We start from the raw sequence: 17,059 nt of genomic DNA on the forward strand, positions 1-17,059 counted from the left end.
CGCCCACCTGGTCGTGGGGGTCGACGTCGAGGGCCGCAAGCACGCGCTGGGCGCCTGGATCGCCGAGGCCGAGGGCGCGAAGTTCTGGCACTCGGTGCTCACCCAGCTCCGCAACCGCGGGCTGCGCGACATCCTCATCGCCTGCTGCGACGGCCTGACCGGGCTGCCCGAGGCCATCACCACCGTCTTCCCCGACACCGTGGTGCAGACCTGCGTGGTGCACGTGATCCGCAGCGCCATGCGGTTCGTGTCCTACAGCGACCGCAAGAAGATCAACGCCGCCATGAAGACGATCTACACCGCACCGACCGTCGAAGCCGCCGAGCTCGCCCTCAAAGACCTCGACCAGCAGTGGGGACGTCAATACCCGGGGGTGACCGACGTCTGGAAACGCGCATGGCCGGAGTTCGTACCCTTCCTCGACTATCCACCCGAACTTCGTCGCGTCGTCTACACCACCAACGCCATCGAATCCATTAACTTCCAGCTCCGCAAAATCACGAAAGCACGCGGACACTTCCCCTCCGACGAAGCCGCCATGAAACTGCTCTACCTCGGCCTACGGAACATCTCCAGTAACCGCGGCGGCGAGTCAGGCACCGGCACCCACGGCTGGAAGACCGCACTCAACAGCCTGGTCATCCACTTCCCCGGACGACTCAAACTCTGATACTTTCCACCGAATCAACGACCCGTTGCTTACACCGGAATCCTGACAGGCTCAGCGCAGGGTGAACAGGAAGACCTTCGTGCGGCCCTGATTTTGGAGGTCGATGTAGAGCTCGGCGAAGTCGACCTCGGCCTCCGCTCCCGGCTCGTGGGACTGCGGCACCATCGCCTCGACCAGCGACTTTCCGGCCTCGAGGGCGATCTCGGCGCGGCGGCGCGCGACGTAGTCCCGGACCGTCGGGTACTTCATGTCGTCGTGGCCGTGCTCCTCGACCAGCCGCGCCAGCACCCGCCGCGCGGTGTGGCGCTGCTTGCGGGGCGCGGTCAGGTCCTCGCGCAGCATCGCGTCGATCAACGGCTTCACCGGATCCAGGCGCGGCGCCGCCCTCGCCGGAGTCTTGCGCGGCGGCGGGACCGCCGAGGCCAACGCCTGGCGCACCGTGCGTCGATGCACCCCGTAGCGGCGAGCGAGCTCGCGCACCCCAGCGTCCTCACGCCGGGCGTCGCCGAATCGCCTCGAACAGCTCCACCCTCGATATCCCCAACCCGGCCCGTGTCATGCCCAGCGATCTTCGCCAGGTGGGGCCACTTCAAGCCGTCACAACACCGGCGTGTCGGCAGGTGGGGCCAGATCAGACCGTCACAACCTCCCGACGAGCCGACCCCGGTGGAGCCGAATCAGACCGTCACGGTGGGGCCAGAGGAGGTTGACATCCTCAAGCACCCAGGCTCGTGCAAAGACTGCCTGGCCTGGGGCGTGGTGCGACGCCACAACTGGAGATGCTTCGGCTGCCGAGGATGGCGTGCCCGCCACCCGGTAGCGCCCTGCCCCCACTGCAGACGCCCGCTCCCACTCGGCGGGCACGGCGTCTGCCGGCTATGCTGGCACCAAGCCCAGCTGCTCGGCACCGAGACCGGTCCGCTCGACCCCACAGCAGTAGCCCGGGTCGGGCAGCAGCTCTACCTCGCCAACCTGCACCCACCACACTTCCGAAGAGTCGATCACCGCGTCGAGACGCCACGACGGATGCGAGCGTCGGCGCAGCCGGCTCCCGTGCCCACCTTTCACCCGGTCCAGCACCGACAGCTCTCGTTGTTCCCCGCTCGCCGCGAGCTCCGTACTCCGGACCAGGTACCGCCGGCTCCCGACCCTCATATGGCGAACTACTGCGACGAGGTGTTGCGTAACCATGCCGCCCGCCACGGTTGGAGCAGCCGACTCATCAACACAGTCGGACTCTCCATCCAGGCACTGCAGGCCTACCAGGACACCTCCGGCGCGACGATCTCTACGCGAGAGGCCCGCGCCCTGCTCAGCCAGCGCGGCCTGACGGTCGACAGCACCTTGGAAGTGCTCGCCGCCGCGGGTCTGCTCGACGACGATCAGGTCCCGGCTGTCCGCCGTTACTTCGAGAGCCGGATCGCGGGGCTGCCGACCGCGATGATCCACCAGCTCGAAACCTGGTACGGCGTGATGAACGAGGGGAGTAGCAGCCCACCGCGACGTCGCCCCCGCCACCACCGCACCATCCATCTGCGCATCAGGGGCATGGCACCGGTACTGCACGCCTGGGCCGGCGCCGGACACCGAACACTCGCCGGGATCGGCGGGGACGACGTCTTGGCCGCGCTCCCGCACGGCAGGGTTGAGCGACTGCACGCGGGCGCCGGACTGCGGTCGCTGTTCGACGTCCTTCGGGGGCGGAAGGAGGTGTTCACCAACCCGACCCGGGGTATCGACTTTGGGTCCGCGGGAGAAAACATCCCGGTCCCGATCGACACCGACACAATCCGCGACGCGCTCAACTCCACTGACCCCGCCCGTGCGCTGGCAGTGGCCTTGGTCGCGTTCCACGGACTCACCGCCCGACAGATATCCAGGCTCCGTCTGATCGACGCACACGACGGGCGCCTGACCGTCGCCGATCGCACGATTCTCCTCGCCGCGCCAGTAAGGGCTCGGCTCACCGTCTATCTGGACTATCGAGAACACCGATTCCCGAGCACGAGGAACCCCTACCTGCTGGTCAACCGGCGCTCCGCCGCCCGGCTGATGCCGGTCAGTAGCACGTACCCCTGGCGCCGTCAGTTAGTGGATTCCCGGCGGCTGCGCGAGGACCGCATCCTGCATGAGGTCCACGCGACCAGTGGAGACGTACGCCGAATCTGCGACCTGTTCGGCCTCAGCGTCACAGCAGCCACGCGCTACACGCTCGCCCTTGAGCATCCCGACCTCGCATGAACTCCACCAGTGGGAACCGTGCCCCGAGAGATGGGGGCTCCGCTATGTCGCGGGAGTGACCACGCCGGCCTCGTAGGCGAGAACAACAAGTTGGGTGCGGTCTCGGGTGTTGAGTTTGGCCAGCAGGTGTCCGACGTGGGTTTTCACCGTGCCGAGGGTGACGTGCAGGTTCTGGGCGATCTCGGTGTTGGACAGGCCACGTGCGATCAGGGTGAGGACTTCTCGTTCCCGGTCGGTGAGGCTGTGCAGCGCCGCGCCGGTGGGCCCGGTGGGGGGTCCTTGGCGCGCGAACGTGGCGATGAGACGACGGGTGATGCGGGGCGCGAGGAGGGCCTCGCCGGCGGCGATCACCTGGATGGCGGTGATCAGTTCAGCTGCGGTGGAGTCCTTGAGCAGGAATCCGCTGGCTCCGGCGCGAAGTGCGGCGTACACGTATTCGTCGAGGTCGAACGTGGTGAGGATGAGGACGCGGACCGCCGGGGTCTCCGGGTTCGTGCAGATGCGTCGGGTGGCTTCGATTCCGTCCATGTCCGGCATCCGGACGTCCATGAGCACGACGTCTGGTTGGTGCTGGCGAGCTAGTCGGACGGCCTCGGTGCCGGTGCTGACCTCACCGATGGGTTGCAGTCCGGGTTCGGCCTCGAGCAAGACGCGGAAGCTCTCGCGGACCAGGGCGTGGTCGTCGGCGAGCAGCACGCGGGTCTCGGGATCCGTGGTGGTCATGAAGCGCTGCCGGGCTCGGTGTGGGGGATGTCGGCCACGATCTGGAACCCGCCGTGGGCCCGGGGGCCGACGCTCAGCGTGCCGCCGTAGGCGTCGACGCGTTCCTGCATCCCGATCAGGCCGTGACCGCCGGCTGGGCGGCGTCGCGCGGTCGGGCGCGTGGGGCCGTCGTCGGCGACCTCGACGCGAACGGTGTCGGCGGTTGTGTCCACGGCGATTCGGCAGCGCCGGGCCTCGGAGTGCTCGACGACGTTGGTGAGGGCCTCCTGCACGATGCGAAAGACTGCCAGGTCGACCCCGGGCGCCAGCCCTGCTGTTCCCGTGATCGTGAGGTCGACCTCCAGGTCCGGACCGGCGAGTCGATCGACCAGGGCGGGCAGGTCCGCGCTGCCGGGCAGCGGGCTTAGCCCTGGGCTGTTGGCGCCGTTGGCGCTGTCAGCGTGGGGATGCTCGCCGGCCGCGTCGGTGGCGGGGCGAAGCACCCCGAGCAGGCGACGGATTTCGGTCATCGCGTCGCGGCTGGTCTGTTCGATAGTGCTGAGCGCGGCTTTGGTGTGCTCAGGATTCTCGTCCGCGACACGGCCCGCCACGGCCGCCTTGATCGTGATCAGGCCCATGGTGTGGCCGAGGATGTCGTGCAGCTCGCGGGCGATTCGGAGCCGTTCGTCGGCGACCGCCTGGACGGCTGAGCGGCGCGCGAACTCGGCTCGTGCTGCGCGTCGCGTGTGCACAACCCTCCCGGCCGACCATGCCGTGGCGAGCAGGACAACCGTGAGCCCGAGCTCGAACTGCCACCACAGGGGTACTTCGCTGGCCGACGCGCGGGCATCCATCGGCCCGTGGAGGCGGTAGAAGGAGGGGACGGTCGCCGCCGCCGCGCCGAGGCCGACGACCAGAGCGACGACGGCGGTGGTGATCCGATCGGTCAGGTTCGCCACCGTGTACGAGGCGACCGCGACCGGGGCGTAGGTCACCCACAACGCGCCTGCGCCGGCGATGCCGAGCAGGGTCGCCGACGTGGCGACGAGCAGGACCCAGGCCAGCACCGGAGTGGGCCACCGGCGTCGCACCAGCAACGGCAGCCCCGCGGCGACCCCGACCGACCAGGCCACCCAGGCGGGGCCGGGGTAGGCCGGCCCGGGCGGGTCGAGCACCGTGTACGCCACCAGCCACGCCACCGCCACCGCCACGGCGAAGTCGAGAAGCACCGCACGGCGAACCCGGGCTACCGGGTGCTGGTCCAGGCCGGCGAGCTGCGGCACAGCGGCACGCTAACGCCGACCGTGGCGCCACCGCGTCCCCCTCAGGTCCGACACCGAAGATCCGACTCCAGCCAGAGGCCTCACGGCGTTCCTGGGCGGGACGCTGCCCTGATGACGACGCGGCACCAGCCCGACAGCCCGCCGAGGCGCTCGGGGTCCGATCTGCGCGCCGTCGCGGTGTTCGTCGGGGCGGTGGGGCTGGGTGGGATTGGCGCGTTCGCACTCACCGAACTGCTCGGGGTCGGGGAGTATCGCTGGGGCGGCACCGAGGTCTCGGCCCTCGCCTCGGCGCTCGGCGCGCTGGTGGTGGGGGCCGCGGCGGGTCGGCTGCTGCTGGGGGCGACAGGCCCGGCCATGAGGGTGCACGCGGCGGGGCCGGTCACCGGCTGGCCAGGTTCACGTGTCGGCGCCGGCGCGCTCATCGTGGCTCCGCTGCTGTTACTGGCGGGCGAGGCCGTCCGGTCCGGGCACCACTACTTTTTCCCCGCGCAGCTCGCCGCCATGGCCAGGACCCCGGGAACCATGCTCACCTCCTACGCCCTCTACACCGCCGGGCTGGTGCTGATGATCCCCGCCTTCCTCGCCGTGGCCGGTCTGATCGGGCGGGCGCGCCCCGGATGGGGGTTCTGGGCAGCGACCATCGCCGTCGTGGGCAGCACGGTCCGCATCTTCGAGGAGGGCATCAGCTTCCTGGCCCTGCAGCTGGTGGACGCGCAAGGGGTGCAGGCCGCGACGGCGGCGGTCAGCGACACCTACGGGGCCTGGTATGTCCTGCAGACCGTCAACGGCAGCGACAACCTCGCATGGGCGCTTCTTGCGATCGGTGCCTATCGCGCCGGGGTGCTCGGTTGGGCGCCCGCCCTCGGCGTGGCGTTCATGATGACCCACTACGGCGGCGTGTTGAAGGGCACCGACCTCAACTCTCTGATCGCCGCGGTGCTCTTAGCAACCGTGTTCGTTCCCCTCGGAGCACGTCTGTGGCGGCGCGCCGAGCCGGTGACGCGCGGGGCGTGGTGGGGTGGTGTCGCAGCGTTGGCGCTCCTCGCCGGCCAGTACCTGCTCAGCGCGGTCAACGGGTTCCAGAACTGGGGATGACATTTCTCCCCCGGCTCGATTCTCCCCCGGCTCGCGGGGTCGAAGGTCAGGGGCCCGGATGACGGTCACGGCGGACAGTCTCCGCGCTGACGATCACCGCTAGGGCCGATGGCGCAGGAGATCGGCGGGTTGGCAGCCGAGTTCTCGGCACAGGGCATCGAGAGTGCTGAAGCGGATGGCCCTGGCTCGGCCGTTCTTGAGGATCGACAGGTTCGCCAAGGTCAGCCCCACACGCGAGGACAGCTCGGTAAGGGTCATGCCGCGTTCGGCGAGCAGCTCGTCGAGGGTGACGATCACAGCGATCAGACGATCATCCCCATCAGACGATCACGACCATCAGATGGTGAGGTCCTGCTCAGCCTGCAGCACTTCGGCCCGACGTAGCGCCACGGCGAGCAGGAGCAGGAGCCCAGCACCGCCGAGCGCCGCCAGCCCCGGCGCGAAGGTCACCGACGTGTGCGCGGGCATCGGTGCGGCGGCGGCTGCGACGGCGGACGACCCCGCGGACAGCACACTCCATGCGGCCCCCGCCAGCACGATCCGCGCGGCGAGTCGGGGCACCTGCTCCACGATCGAGGACGTGAACCGCTCGCGCGTGAGGTCATGGCTGAGCCGGTAGAGCTGCCACAGCACCGGCGCGGCCGCGGCACTGATACCCAGCCAGAGCAGGCAGCACAGCACCGCGGTGCCCACGCCGAGGCCGGCGACGCCGAACTCGACCGCGACCCGCACGGTGTCGGGTCCACCGGCCGACGACACCATTGATGTTGACGCCACTGGTGCCGCCGACGCCTCTGACGCCACTGGGGAGGCCGCGACCGGTTGCGGGGTCAGCGCCGGCGCCGGCACGTCGATCATGACCGGCACGCGCACCCCGGACTCGATGGCGCCCGCGGCGCCGTTCACGGCGCCGATCACGGTGCCCGCCGCGATGAGCGGGGCAGCGACGATCAGCCACAGCGCCCACAGGAACAGGGCCCCGCGCGAGCAGCGGATCACCAGTTGCTGCCACCACGCGTCCATGCCGACACCTCCCGATACATATCGTTACTCGATATTATCGATAAACGATAAGAGCGCAAGGGGTGCGCAGCGTATTCCGCGTTCAGGTGGGGTTGGCCAGGCGCCGCAGGCCGGTGAGGAGGTCGTCGGCCGACGGGGCGCGGTCGGGGTCGCAGAGGTGCTGCACCAACATCCCGGTCACCAAGGCCAGTTGCGCCGAGCCGGTCGTGCGGATCGTGGTGGGATCGAGGTCGTCCTCGTCGACCCCGAGCACGGCGGCGGCCGTGCCGGCGCGGCCCTGCTCGAGGCTGTTGGCCAGCAGGTCGCGCAGCGGCTCGGATCTCCCGGCGAGGACCGCGGCCTCCAGGCTCGCCACGAACAGCGCGCGATTCGCGGCGAACGAGGAGATCATGCGCGCCCACATGTCGCGAGGGTCGGTGGCGCCGCCCATCGATGTGGCGACCGCCTGACCCCACTCGTCGATCAAGTCGTCCATGGCCCGCGTCAGTAACGCCTCCCGCGAGCCGTAGTGGTAGCCGATCGCCGCCATGCTGACCCCGGCCTCGGTGGCGATGTCCCGGACGGTCGAGGCCGCGTATCCCCGTTCGAGCAGGCAGCGTTTCGCTCCGGCCAGCAGATCGTCGCGGTTGCCCACGGCTCGCAGCGTAGCGACAGGGCAGGCGATCGACTGATTCGCCCGCGCTAGTCGTTCGAACGCATTGATCATATGCCTTGCGCGTTTGCCCAAATCTTGTCACGGTGAGATCGGCGTCCCGTCCGGGGACGGGATCGGGGTGCTCATGACTCACCGTGCCGCGAGGCCGCTAGTAGTAGGTGCCCTCGGCGTCGTGCTCGCTGTTCTGGTGGGGTGCGGGGCCCAGGAGTCCCCAGCAGCACCCGCCGACCAGCCGGACCGGGCGGGGGAGCGGTCCGAGAGCGACACGCCGATCGTCCAGACCGATGCCCGCCCGGCGCGCGGCAGCATTGACGGCGGGATCGCCAGGTTCCGCGGCATCCCGTACGCGGCCCCGCCGACCGGCGACCTGCGCTGGGCGCCGCCCCGCCCGGCCGAGCCCTGGAGCGAACCACGGGACGCGACGGCCCCTGGGCCGATGTGCGCGCAGAACGGCCTGGAGCTCGGACGCCCCAGCCTGGACGAGGATTGTCTCACCCTCGAGGTCACCGCCCCGGCCGCGGTCGGCACCGGCCGACCGGTCCTGGTGTGGGTGCACGGCGGCAGCCACAAGGACGGCAGCGGCAGCCTCTACGGCGCGAGCGGGCTGGCCCGAGCCGGTGACGTGGTCGTCGTGACGATCAACTACCGGCTCGGTGCGTTCGGCTGGTTCGCCCACCCCTCCCTGCCGGGTGCCGAGAACCTCGGCCTGGCCGACCAGCAGGCCGCCCTGCAGTGGGTACAGCGCAACGCCGCCGCGTTCGGCGGCGACCCGAACAACGTCACCCTCGCCGGCGAGTCCGGCGGAGGTGCCGCGGTCTGCGCGCAGCTCGCCTCACCCGCAGCCGACGGACTGTTCGCCAAGGCGATCATCCAAAGCGCCGACTGCACCGCCACCTGGTCGCCGGAGCGCAGCAGCGCACCACGCCCCCGCGACCTCGCCGAACGGCGCGGCCGAGCGATCGCCGACCGGCTCGGCTGTCCCGACCCGGCCACCGCCGCACCGTGCCTGCGCACCAAGTCCGTCGCCGAGATACGCCAGGCATCCGACGACGGCGAGGGCGTCGGCCCCTCCACGAGCACAACACTGCTGCCCGTGGATCCCGCCCGCGCCCTGGCCGCCGGGCAGCTGCGCGCCGTCCCGACGTTGATCGGGTTCAACCGCGACGAGGAACGCTTCCGCATCTACGGCGACGAACTCGGCAGCGGACGCCCCACAACCACGACCGACCTGCGCACCGAAGTGGACCGGATCGCCGGGCCACGAGCCGCCGCGGTCCACGCCGCATACCCCTGCGCCGACGATTCCTGCGCCGCCACCACCCTGGCCGAGCTGCTCACCGCACGGAACTACGCGCACGGCGTCGTCGCCGCCGCCGAGCGACTCTCCGAGCGAGCACCGACGTTCGCCTACGAGTTCGCCGACCCCCACCCGCCCTGGTTCCGCGCCCTGCCCCCAGCGCGCTTCCCGCCCGGCGCGTACCACACCGCAGAGCTCTCCTACCTGTTCGACGTCGACTGGACCGAACCACTCGCGCCCCACCAACGAGCCCTGTCCGACCAGATGATCGGCTACTGGACACGATTCGCCCGCCACGGCGACCCCGGCGGCCAGGGCGCCCCGTCCTGGGCTGCCTACACCGGGCCGACCTCCGCCCAGACTCTCGCACCCGGGCCCGAGGGGATCCGACCCGCGACCGACCTCGCCGAGCGTCACCGCCTTCGGCTCTGGGACGCCCCGGCCGAATAGATCTCGTCTCGCAGCCGTGGGGCCATCTGCGCGACGGCGCAGCCGCGATGCCCGTCACCCTCTCGGCCCGTTCCGTCCCCGAGCCGCGTCCCCGGGCCCGAGGGGTTCCGCCCTCGACTCGGTCATCGAGTAGCCACGCGGCTACGGTCAGCAACAGCGCTCGGGGCAGGCGGACAAGATCGCCCGAAGGGGAGGGGAGGGGAGACCCTCCCCTCCCCTCCGAAACGCCCGAACAGATGGAGTCAGCGACGATGTGTCTCGATCTCCCGGCGCCAGCGCACCGACAGGTGACGCGCCGGGCCGTCCTGGCCGGCGCCGCGGCCCTGGGCGGCCTGGGCCTGGCCGGCTGTAGCGCCCCGGAATCGGCCCGACCTGCACCCGGATCGACACCCGGCCCGGCCCTGGGCGCCCCCCGCGCGTTCGCGGTGCGCGACGCCGCGGTGTTCGACGGTGAGCAGTCCCTCGGCCCGACGATCGTGCTCGTCGACGACGGGCACGTCCGCGCCGTCGGCCCCGACGTGCGCATCCCCGACGGCGTCGAGGCCATCGACGGCCGCGGCTCCACCCTGCTGCCCGGCCTGATCGACAGCCACGTCCACGCCTTCGCCCCGGACCGGGACGCACCCCGGTTCGGGGTCACCACCGAGATCGACATGTTCACCTTCACCGAGCTGCTCGGCCCCTACCGCGAGCAACGCACCTCGACGGCGCCCACACCGTTCTGCGACCACTGGAGCGCCGGCACCCTCGCGACCGTGCCCGGCGGCCACGGCACCCAATACGGCCCCGTCCCCACCCTCGCGCCCGGTGCCGATGCGCAGCAGGCCGACGCCTTCGTCGCCGCACGCCTCGACGAAGGCTCCGACCACATCAAGATCATCGTCGAAGACGGCGGCGTGTACGGCGCCCCTGTCCCGACGTTGGGCGCCGAGCAGATCGGCCACCTCGTGCGCGCCGCGCGCCGACGCGGCGCCACCAGCGTCGCGCACGTCGGGAGCCGCCGCGACGCCGACGCCGCCATAGCCGCCGGCCCCGACGGGCTTGCCCACGTCCCCGGCGAACCGATGCCCGCCGAGCTCGTCACGCGCGCCGCCGCGCAGGGCACATTCGTCGTCGCCACCCTCAGCGTCTACGACGCCTTGGCTTGCGCCGGGACAGGGCCTGCCTTGGCTTCCCACCCGCGCCTCGCGTCGTGGCTGACCGACACCCAACGCGGCGGGCTGACCGGGCAGGTCGGCGGACGCTGCCGACCTGCGGTCCTGCCCGCGGCGATCGCCAACCTGGGCGCCCTGCACGCCGCCGGGGTCCCCGTGTTGGCGGGCACCGACGTCGCCGGCCCGCGCCTGGCCCACGGAGCCAGCCTGCACGGCGAGCTCGAACTGCTCACCCGGGCCGGCCTGACCCCGTCCGAGGCGCTGCGCGCGGCCACCGCCGAACCGGCCCGCCGCTTCGGGCTCGAGCGCCGCGGACGCATCGCGCCCGGACACCGCGCCGACCTCGTGCTCGTCGAGGGGGACCCGACCCGCGAGATCACCGCCACGCGCTCCATCCGTCACGTGTGGCGCAACGGCCACCTGGTGGACCGCCGCCCATGACACCCATCCCCGCGTCGGACCACGACCCGAACCCCGCCCCTACTAACGCAGTGCGTTGGTTGCCAAGGTCAGGGCCTCGATGAGCCGCCGAATGTCGGCCTCATTGACGTGCAGGTGCGGGGCGATCCGTAGGGACCGACCACGGACCGCGGCGTAGCAGTGATGCGCGGCGAGAGCGGGCACCAGGTGCGCACGGATCTCGTCGGGGACCTCGATCCCGACCATGTGGGCTCCGCGCCCGGCTCGTTCGGGTGGGTGGAGACCCAGCTCGGTGGCGTGGTCGGCGATGGTCGTGGTGATGGTGTCCAGAGTGGCCGCGACTCGGTCGACTCCCCAGGCGGAGAGTTGTTCGAGCGCGGCGACGGCCATCGGCAGGAGCTCGAACTTGGTGCGCTCGCCGACGTCGAACCGTCGCGCTCCGGGCTGGTACTGGTCGCGGTAGTCCACGAGCCGGGTGAAGTCCTGCGAGCCCTCTCGCAGGATCCAGTTGTGCTCGATCGGCTCGCCGTCGCGGTGCTGCTCGGCGACATAGAGGTAGCCGACGCCGAACGGGCCGAGCAGCCACTTGTAACCCACGCTGACCACGAAGTCCGGGCGGATCACCTCGACGTCGAACGGCATCGCGCCCAGCGATTGGCTGGCGTCGATCACGAGCCGCGCGCCGACCTGACGGGCGCGGGCGGCGACCGCCTCCAGGTTGATGATCGAGCCGTCGGTCCAGTGCACCTGCGGCACCGAGACCACCCCGACCCGGTCGTCGAGTGCCGGCAGGATCGCCTCGGTCCAGCTCTGCCCGGCCTCGCGATGCACCGTCAGCATCTCGGCGTCGACGGCCGTGGTCGCGGCTTGCCAGGTGTAGATCCCCGAGGGGTACTCCTCGGCGAGGACCAGCACCCTGTCCCCGGCGCGCACTCTCAGGTTGCGGGCCGCGACAGCGAACCCGTAGCTGGTGGCCGGCACGAGGGCCACCCCGTCGGCGTTGGCGCCGATGAGCCCGGCGAACAGAACGCGCAGGCGCTCCACGTCGGTGAACCAGTCCTGGGAGCCGATACTCCAGGGCCGGGCCCGACGCTCGAGCGCATCAAGGCCGGCCTCCCGCACGACATGCAGCTGCGGCGAGAGGTTGGCCGTGTTGAAGTACGCGACCTCTGGTGGAACCGCGAACATGTCGCGCTGCTCACCCAGCGTCACCATCGTCGCTCCCTCCTCAGGCCGGGCCACGTGGGCTGGCTTCGCGCACCGCGGCACGTGGCCGCCGGGGCCACGGTGGCCAGGCCACAGCGAGCAAGGGCACCGTGCGGGTAGGGCGCGTCGGCGTACCCACTGCCGTGACGGAGACGGCTGGGCGGCACACTCGGTGGTGGTGCTCAGGTCCCATCGGGCCGCGTCGACCGTCTCTCCGGCGACCCCATCGCCGTCGACGCACCGAGCCAGCACGGACCACCGAAGTAGGCATCAGGCGGAACGCCACAGCAGAGCTGCGGGCCAATGGCTCAGGCATCCGACAGTTCCCGCTGGGCGAGGGCCTCGTCGTCGGCGGCCGCGTCCTCGGGTGTCCAGGTGGGCTCGGCGGGTGGGTGCTCGAGGTGCCAGCGCACGGACTCGACGATGCGTCGTTCGGCCGGTTCGGGTGTCCAGCCGAGCAGTCGCTGCGCCCGGGCCACCGAGACCACGAGATGTTGGGCGGGCGCGGCGGTGAGCGCGAGGTCGGGCGGCAGGAGGTGTTCGGGGACCTGCACGAGGTCGGCTGTGGCGTTCGCTGCCTCGAGGATGCGGTGCAGCCACCAGCGAATGCTGCGAGTGGTGGGCTCGCCGAGGTTGATGGGTAGCCCGGCGCCGGCCTGGGTGTCGAGGGCGGCGAGCGCACCTGCGGCGAGGTCCTCGACGTAGCCGCGGGTCCAGAGCAGGTTCGCCGCGCCCACCGGGATCTCGCTGCGTCCAGCCCGAAGGCGACGCAACACCACGTCTTCACGGCGTTGCCAATCGTGCGGCCCGTAGATCAACGGCAGCCGCAGGACGGTGGCCGCGTGGGCGAGCCAGCGTTCCTCGACGTCGAGTTTGTCGTAGTCGTCGGGGACTACGTCGAGCCCCAAGCCGCGGTACGGGTAGCGCTCTCGACGCAGTTCGGCGTCCTCGTCCAGTGGCACCGCCGCGACATCGCGCCCACTGCGCAGACCGGTGTGGGCCTGGTAGACGTCCTGGCTGGAGAGCACCACCGCCGGCAGACCGGCGAACACCGGCAGCACCGCGTCGACGTCGGCGCCGGTCAAGGCACAGGTGTCCACGACCGCCTCCGGGGCGAAGTTCCGAACCTCCGCGGCGTGCGATGCAAGGTCGTATCGGTCGCAGAGCAGGTGCGCGACCGGCACCCAGGGTTCGGGTGTGCTGCGGCCCCGATGGATCACGAGCACCTCGTCGCCGCGCTCGTGCAGCCGCTCCACGATGCGTCGCCCCAGAAACCAGGTACCGCCGATCACCGCCACCCGCATCGTTGCCTCCCTCCACCGGCCCCATCGTCATCGGACAGAGTGCTGCTCTAGAGTGTAGCTCTATGTCCAGACTGTCAGGTCGGTCGAGGATCGTGCAGGCCGCGTTGGCGTGCGCAGCCGAGCAGGGCTGGGAGGCCACCTCGATGGGCGCGGTGCGGACGCGTGCCGGGGTGAGCAACGGCAGCTTGTTCCATCACTTCCCCTCGCGAGACGCCCTGACCACCGCGGTCATCGCCGAAGGAATGGCCAACCATCAGGAGACCCTGCTGCGCGTGCTGCGCGGCGCAGACGACGCGCGCGCCGGAGTGCAAGGCGTTGTCGTCGCGCACCTGGGCTGGATCGCCGAGAACCCGTCGCTGGCCCGGCTACTGCTCTCCGCGCCTGCCGGCGCGCCGCCCCGCGGCCTGGAAGCAGCGGTCGCCGACGAGAACCGGGCGATCTTCGGTGAGGTCGCCGCGTGGCTGACCGCACACGGCTGGACGCGGAGACCGGATCTGCCGGTGGTTCTGGCGCTGTGGACAGGCCCGGCGCAGGCCTACGCCCGCCGTTGGCTGGCCGACCAGGTCGACCACCCGTCGACCGTGGCCGACGATCTCGCCTGCGGCGCATGGCGAGCTCTTGCCCCCCTCCTGGAAGGGCGGTGCGAACCGTGACCACCAGCTCCGCGCAGCGCTACCAACGATCACTTGACCTGGTCACAGGACTCGCCGCGACCTTTCCGCCAGCCGCCTGGGGGCACATGTCGCCGTGCCCGCCGTGGACCGCTCGAGACCTGCTGGGCCACCTCGTCGACGGCCAAGAACAGATCATGTCGATGCTCAGGGGCCACGGGCCTCGCCCGGCCGAGGCTGACACCGTCGCCGGAGCCGGCCCGGAGCTCGTCGCGACGTGGTACGCCACCGTGCAAGAACTCAACGGGATGCTGGCCGACCTCGACCTCGACACGGTCGTACCGACCCCGACAAGACCACGCACCGTCGACGAGCTGTTGACGATCGGAGTGATCGAACCCCTGATTCACGCCTGGGACCTCGCCACGACCATCGATCGCGCCATCATCCTGGACCCCGAAGCCGTCCACGCCACCTTGATCGGTGTCCGCGCCCTCGAGGTCGAGCTCGCCGCGACCGGCATGTACGCCGCCCCCGTGGCTATTCGAGAGGGCGCGACCGAGCAGGAACGACTACTTGCAGCGACAGGACGCGCCCCATCGGTATCCGCTCAGCGGTGAAGGGTCATGGGCAACGTGCATCGCCCAGCGCGGGCAGGTCGAGGTGCTCCTCTGGGTGTCGAATCAGAAGGAACGAGCTATGGCCTACAGAGAAGCCGCCGTCGTGATCCGGCGGCCACCGCACGAGATCATCGACTTCGTGATGGACCTCCGTCGCTACCGCAGGGTGGATGAGAAGCTGGGGACCATCCATTCCGTCCGGGACGCGCCGGACGGACGGGGGCGGCTGGTGACCTTCACCCCCAGGCTCATGGGAGTGCCCGGCCCGAGGACCACACAGCACATCGTGCCGGAAGGCCATCACATCTCCATCTGCGGCGTTCCGGCCTGGACGGACGCACTTCTCACCTTCGAGGCGTCCTTCCGCTGCGAGGCAACGGCCGCCGGCACCGTGGTCACGCGTGCCCTCGACTTCCGCTTCGCGAAGCCGTTGTCCTGGTTCGTCGACCCGTTGTTCGACCGCTGGCTCCGCACCGCGATCCCGCGGGAGCTGCACCGCGCCAAGGCGTACTTGGAGGCTGGACACCACCGAATCTAGTCCGGCCGGAACGTCGCCTCCGCCTTGTCGCCACGACACCGACCGCTATCCACCGCCCGACGTTGTCGCCGACCGCCCATCGCACTGCGTGTTCGGGCCCGGAGTCGTGAGTTCCCGAACCCATGGGTACTTGTACCGTTATCGCCGTGCCTTGGGCTTCGGGTTCGCGACCCCAAGACCTTCAGAATTCGTGAACCCACCAGGGTTGCCACGAAGCTGGGCGTTCGTGTCGAACACCGCCCTCTCGCGCGGGGTGAGCAGGCACTGGACCTGATACCCGGAGCGCTTGACCTTCCAGAGCCCGCGGCCGGCGCCGCCGTTGCACCAGTCGGTGATGAGGTCCTGTTCGCGGCTGGAGAGCTGGAGCTCGGAGGCGAGGTCGTCGGCGACGGCGGTGGTCTGGCCCATGAGCACGCGGGTGTCGCACAACGCGAGCAGGTCCTTGGCGATGTTGACCGCTTGGGAGCCGGTGTCGCCGACGGTGAGCATGTCGCCGGGCTTGTGCGCGGCGAGCACCGAGATGATCTGTTGGGCGCGGGAGAGGCGCAGTTCGGCGTCGACGGCGGCGACCATCCCGGCGCCCAGGCGCATCTGGCGCCAGATCTCGTCGCGGACGATGATGCGCAGCTCGCCGTCGCTGCGCAGGTCGGTCGCCGAGCGCGACCACGACCCCAGGCAGGTCATCGCCACCGCGAGGGGCTTGTCGCCGCGGCCCTCGAGTCCGGACACGTCGAGGGACTGGATCGGGGCCGACCAGTCGACGTCGATGTTGGTCTGCTCGTCGAACAGACCTTTCAAGGGGCCGTTGACCAGGGCGCCAAGAGCGTCGGTCAGGGGCCGGGTGAAGTCGAGGAAGTGCTGGCGGCCGGCGAAACGGTGCACCTGCCAGAGCTCGTCGTCGGGCTGGGCGAGCGCGCGGTGAACGTCGGGGATGGTGATCGGGCGCAGCCGCGTGTTGCCCTCGGCGATCCCGGTCAGCCGCCGCAGGACGTGGGAGAGGACCTCGGTGTCGGTCGGGTTCACCGGGTGGCCCTGGGAGTCCGACAGCGCGGCCAGCAGGTGCGACCAGCGCCCGATGAGGTCGTTGAGCGCGTCGCCGGCCTCGGCGTCCGACAGCGAGGTCCACCGGGCTTGGAGCGGGCCGAGGTCGAGCGGGTTGATGCGGGTGCGCCGGCCCCAGCCGAGCGCGATCGGCTCGTAGCCCAGGGCGCGCACCAGCGGGGAGTATTCGCCCTTGACATCGCCGGCGATGAGGCACTTGGTGCCGTAGGCCATCATCCGCAGCACGAACGCCGCGATCGTGGAGGACTTCCCGCGGCCGGGTTCCCCGAACACGATCATGTTGGGGTTGGTCGCGATCCCGCGCAGCACCCATTCCACAGGGTGGGCGTAGAACGCGCCGCCGGACAGGGCGTCGTAGCCCAGCTGCGCCCCGACCGGCGGCATCCCCGGCGTCGCCAGCAGGGGGTAGAGCCCGCCGATCTGGTCGGTGGTGGTGCGCAGCGTGGTCAGCGGCGCCTCGACCGCGGTCCAGCCCAGCCCGCTCTCGCGGCGGCCGCGGCGCGGGCGGGCGTCCCGGTTGACCTTCGCCGGTTTCACCGGTGGCGTGGCCGCGGGGCGGGTGGGCACGCCGAGCTCGTAGTCCGAGAGCAGCGAGGCGGTATCGCGCGGCGCGAGCCAGCCGCGCGCCCTGGCCGATCGAGCGGACCCGCGCGCGGGCGGGGTGGTGGGGATCGGACCGGTCACCGGTACTCCTCGCGTCGAACGCGGCGTGGGCTCTTGGGGCTGGC

17 protein-coding genes are annotated in these 17,059 nt (G+C 70.8%); 8 read left to right on the forward strand and 9 right to left on the reverse strand.

Annotated features, from left to right (window positions below):
* On the forward strand, positions 1-670 hold a 670-nt coding region (locus AC2A1K_RS30825; protein ID WP_483900172.1), incomplete at its 5' end, for an IS256 family transposase.
* A 51-nt stretch (positions 671-721) separates the two neighbouring features.
* Here AC2A1K_RS30825 and AC2A1K_RS30830 read toward each other — a convergent pair.
* Entirely contained in the window at positions 722-1,150 is a 429-nt protein-coding gene (locus AC2A1K_RS30830) for a hypothetical protein (protein WP_483900173.1), read from the reverse strand.
* A gap of 675 nt (positions 1,151-1,825) precedes the next feature.
* Between AC2A1K_RS30830 and AC2A1K_RS30835 the strand changes: the two genes are divergently transcribed.
* Positions 1,826-2,911 carry a hypothetical protein gene (locus AC2A1K_RS30835; protein WP_483900174.1) on the forward strand — a complete coding sequence of 362 codons (1,086 nt, stop codon included), beginning with the start codon at positions 1,826-1,828 and terminating at the stop codon, positions 2,909-2,911.
* 42 nt (positions 2,912-2,953) lie between these two features.
* Here the strand turns inward: AC2A1K_RS30835 and AC2A1K_RS30840 are convergent, their stop codons facing one another.
* A complete protein-coding gene (locus AC2A1K_RS30840; RefSeq protein ID WP_483900175.1) occupies positions 2,954-3,634 on the reverse strand; it encodes a response regulator in 681 nt (226 codons plus the stop codon).
* Complete coding sequence (locus AC2A1K_RS30845) at positions 3,631-4,896, reverse strand: sensor histidine kinase (protein WP_483900176.1); 1,266 nt, start codon at positions 4,894-4,896, stop codon at positions 3,631-3,633. Before AC2A1K_RS30845 ends, AC2A1K_RS30840 begins: the two co-directional genes overlap by 4 nt.
* 111 nt (positions 4,897-5,007) lie before the next feature.
* Here AC2A1K_RS30845 and AC2A1K_RS30850 point away from each other — a divergent pair, with 111 nt between their 5' ends.
* The gene (locus AC2A1K_RS30850) at positions 5,008-5,991 is read left to right on the forward strand and encodes a hypothetical protein (protein ID WP_483900177.1); all 984 of its coding nucleotides are present in this window, start codon (positions 5,008-5,010) and stop codon (positions 5,989-5,991) included.
* Positions 5,992-6,090: 99 nt separating this feature from the next.
* On the opposite strand, the gene AC2A1K_RS30855 is transcribed toward AC2A1K_RS30850, so the two are convergent.
* From AC2A1K_RS30855 to AC2A1K_RS30865, 3 genes are all read right to left on the reverse strand, one after another.
* Positions 6,091-6,294, reverse strand: coding sequence for a helix-turn-helix domain-containing protein (locus AC2A1K_RS30855; RefSeq protein ID WP_483900210.1), 204 nt, complete (start codon positions 6,292-6,294; stop codon positions 6,091-6,093).
* 33 nt (positions 6,295-6,327) lie between these two features.
* On the reverse strand, positions 6,328-7,014 hold the full coding sequence (locus AC2A1K_RS30860; protein WP_483900178.1) for a hypothetical protein: 687 nt from the start codon (positions 7,012-7,014) through the stop codon (positions 6,328-6,330).
* 82 nt (positions 7,015-7,096) lie between these two features.
* Positions 7,097-7,648 carry a TetR/AcrR family transcriptional regulator gene (locus AC2A1K_RS30865; RefSeq protein ID WP_483900179.1) on the reverse strand — a complete coding sequence of 184 codons (552 nt, stop codon included), beginning with the start codon at positions 7,646-7,648 and terminating at the stop codon, positions 7,097-7,099.
* A 193-nt stretch (positions 7,649-7,841) separates the two neighbouring features.
* Between AC2A1K_RS30865 and AC2A1K_RS30870 the strand changes: the two genes are divergently transcribed.
* A complete protein-coding gene (locus AC2A1K_RS30870) occupies positions 7,842-9,416 on the forward strand; it encodes a carboxylesterase/lipase family protein (RefSeq protein WP_483900180.1) in 1,575 nt (524 codons plus the stop codon).
* Positions 9,417-9,703: 287 nt separating this feature from the next.
* Positions 9,704-11,011 carry an amidohydrolase family protein gene (locus AC2A1K_RS30875; protein ID WP_483900181.1) on the forward strand — a complete coding sequence of 436 codons (1,308 nt, stop codon included), beginning with the start codon at positions 9,704-9,706 and terminating at the stop codon, positions 11,009-11,011.
* 42 nt (positions 11,012-11,053) lie between these two features.
* Here AC2A1K_RS30875 and AC2A1K_RS30880 read toward each other — a convergent pair whose 3' ends face one another.
* Complete coding sequence (locus tag AC2A1K_RS30880) at positions 11,054-12,205, reverse strand: aminotransferase class V-fold PLP-dependent enzyme (protein WP_483900182.1); 1,152 nt, start codon at positions 12,203-12,205, stop codon at positions 11,054-11,056.
* A gap of 299 nt (positions 12,206-12,504) precedes the next feature.
* A complete protein-coding gene (locus AC2A1K_RS30885; protein WP_483900183.1) occupies positions 12,505-13,500 on the reverse strand; it encodes an NAD-dependent epimerase/dehydratase family protein in 996 nt (331 codons plus the stop codon).
* A 92-nt stretch (positions 13,501-13,592) separates the two neighbouring features.
* Between AC2A1K_RS30885 and AC2A1K_RS30890 the strand changes: the two genes are divergently transcribed.
* The 3 genes from AC2A1K_RS30890 (at position 13,593) to AC2A1K_RS30900 (ending at position 15,269) form a co-directional block, all read left to right on the forward strand.
* Positions 13,593-14,153 carry a TetR/AcrR family transcriptional regulator gene (locus AC2A1K_RS30890; protein WP_483900184.1) on the forward strand — a complete coding sequence of 187 codons (561 nt, stop codon included), beginning with the start codon at positions 13,593-13,595 and terminating at the stop codon, positions 14,151-14,153.
* On the forward strand, positions 14,150-14,731 hold the full coding sequence (locus AC2A1K_RS30895; RefSeq protein WP_483900185.1) for a TIGR03086 family metal-binding protein: 582 nt from the start codon (positions 14,150-14,152) through the stop codon (positions 14,729-14,731). Before AC2A1K_RS30890 ends, AC2A1K_RS30895 begins: the two co-directional genes overlap by 4 nt.
* A 79-nt stretch (positions 14,732-14,810) precedes the next feature.
* Entirely contained in the window at positions 14,811-15,269 is a 459-nt protein-coding gene (locus AC2A1K_RS30900) for an SRPBCC family protein (protein ID WP_483900186.1), read from the forward strand.
* A gap of 138 nt (positions 15,270-15,407) precedes the next feature.
* On the opposite strand, the gene AC2A1K_RS30905 is transcribed toward AC2A1K_RS30900, so the two are convergent.
* A complete protein-coding gene (locus AC2A1K_RS30905) occupies positions 15,408-17,015 on the reverse strand; it encodes an ATP-binding protein (RefSeq protein WP_483900187.1) in 1,608 nt (535 codons plus the stop codon).
* Positions 17,016-17,059: the final 44 nt, after the last annotated feature.

The sequence above is a fragment of the Actinomycetospora sp. 2LY8.5 genome, from assembly GCF_057180585.1.

Coding starts and splice junctions, on each gene's coding strand:
- AC2A1K_RS30885 (WP_483900183.1), bottom strand. CDS start 13,500: ATGCGGGTGGCGGTGATCGGCGGTACCTGGTTTCTGGGGCGACGCATC.
- AC2A1K_RS30880 (WP_483900182.1), bottom strand. CDS start 12,205: ATGGTGACGCTGGGTGAGCAGCGCGACATGTTCGCGGTTCCACCAGAG.
- AC2A1K_RS30860 (WP_483900178.1), bottom strand. CDS start 7,014: ATGGACGCGTGGTGGCAGCAACTGGTGATCCGCTGCTCGCGCGGGGCC.
- AC2A1K_RS30850 (WP_483900177.1), top strand. CDS start 5,008: ATGACGACGCGGCACCAGCCCGACAGCCCGCCGAGGCGCTCGGGGTCC.
- AC2A1K_RS30840 (WP_483900175.1), bottom strand. CDS start 3,634: ATGACCACCACGGATCCCGAGACCCGCGTGCTGCTCGCCGACGACCAC.
- AC2A1K_RS30835 (WP_483900174.1), top strand. CDS start 1,826: ATGGCGAACTACTGCGACGAGGTGTTGCGTAACCATGCCGCCCGCCAC.
- AC2A1K_RS30900 (WP_483900186.1), top strand. CDS start 14,811: ATGGCCTACAGAGAAGCCGCCGTCGTGATCCGGCGGCCACCGCACGAG.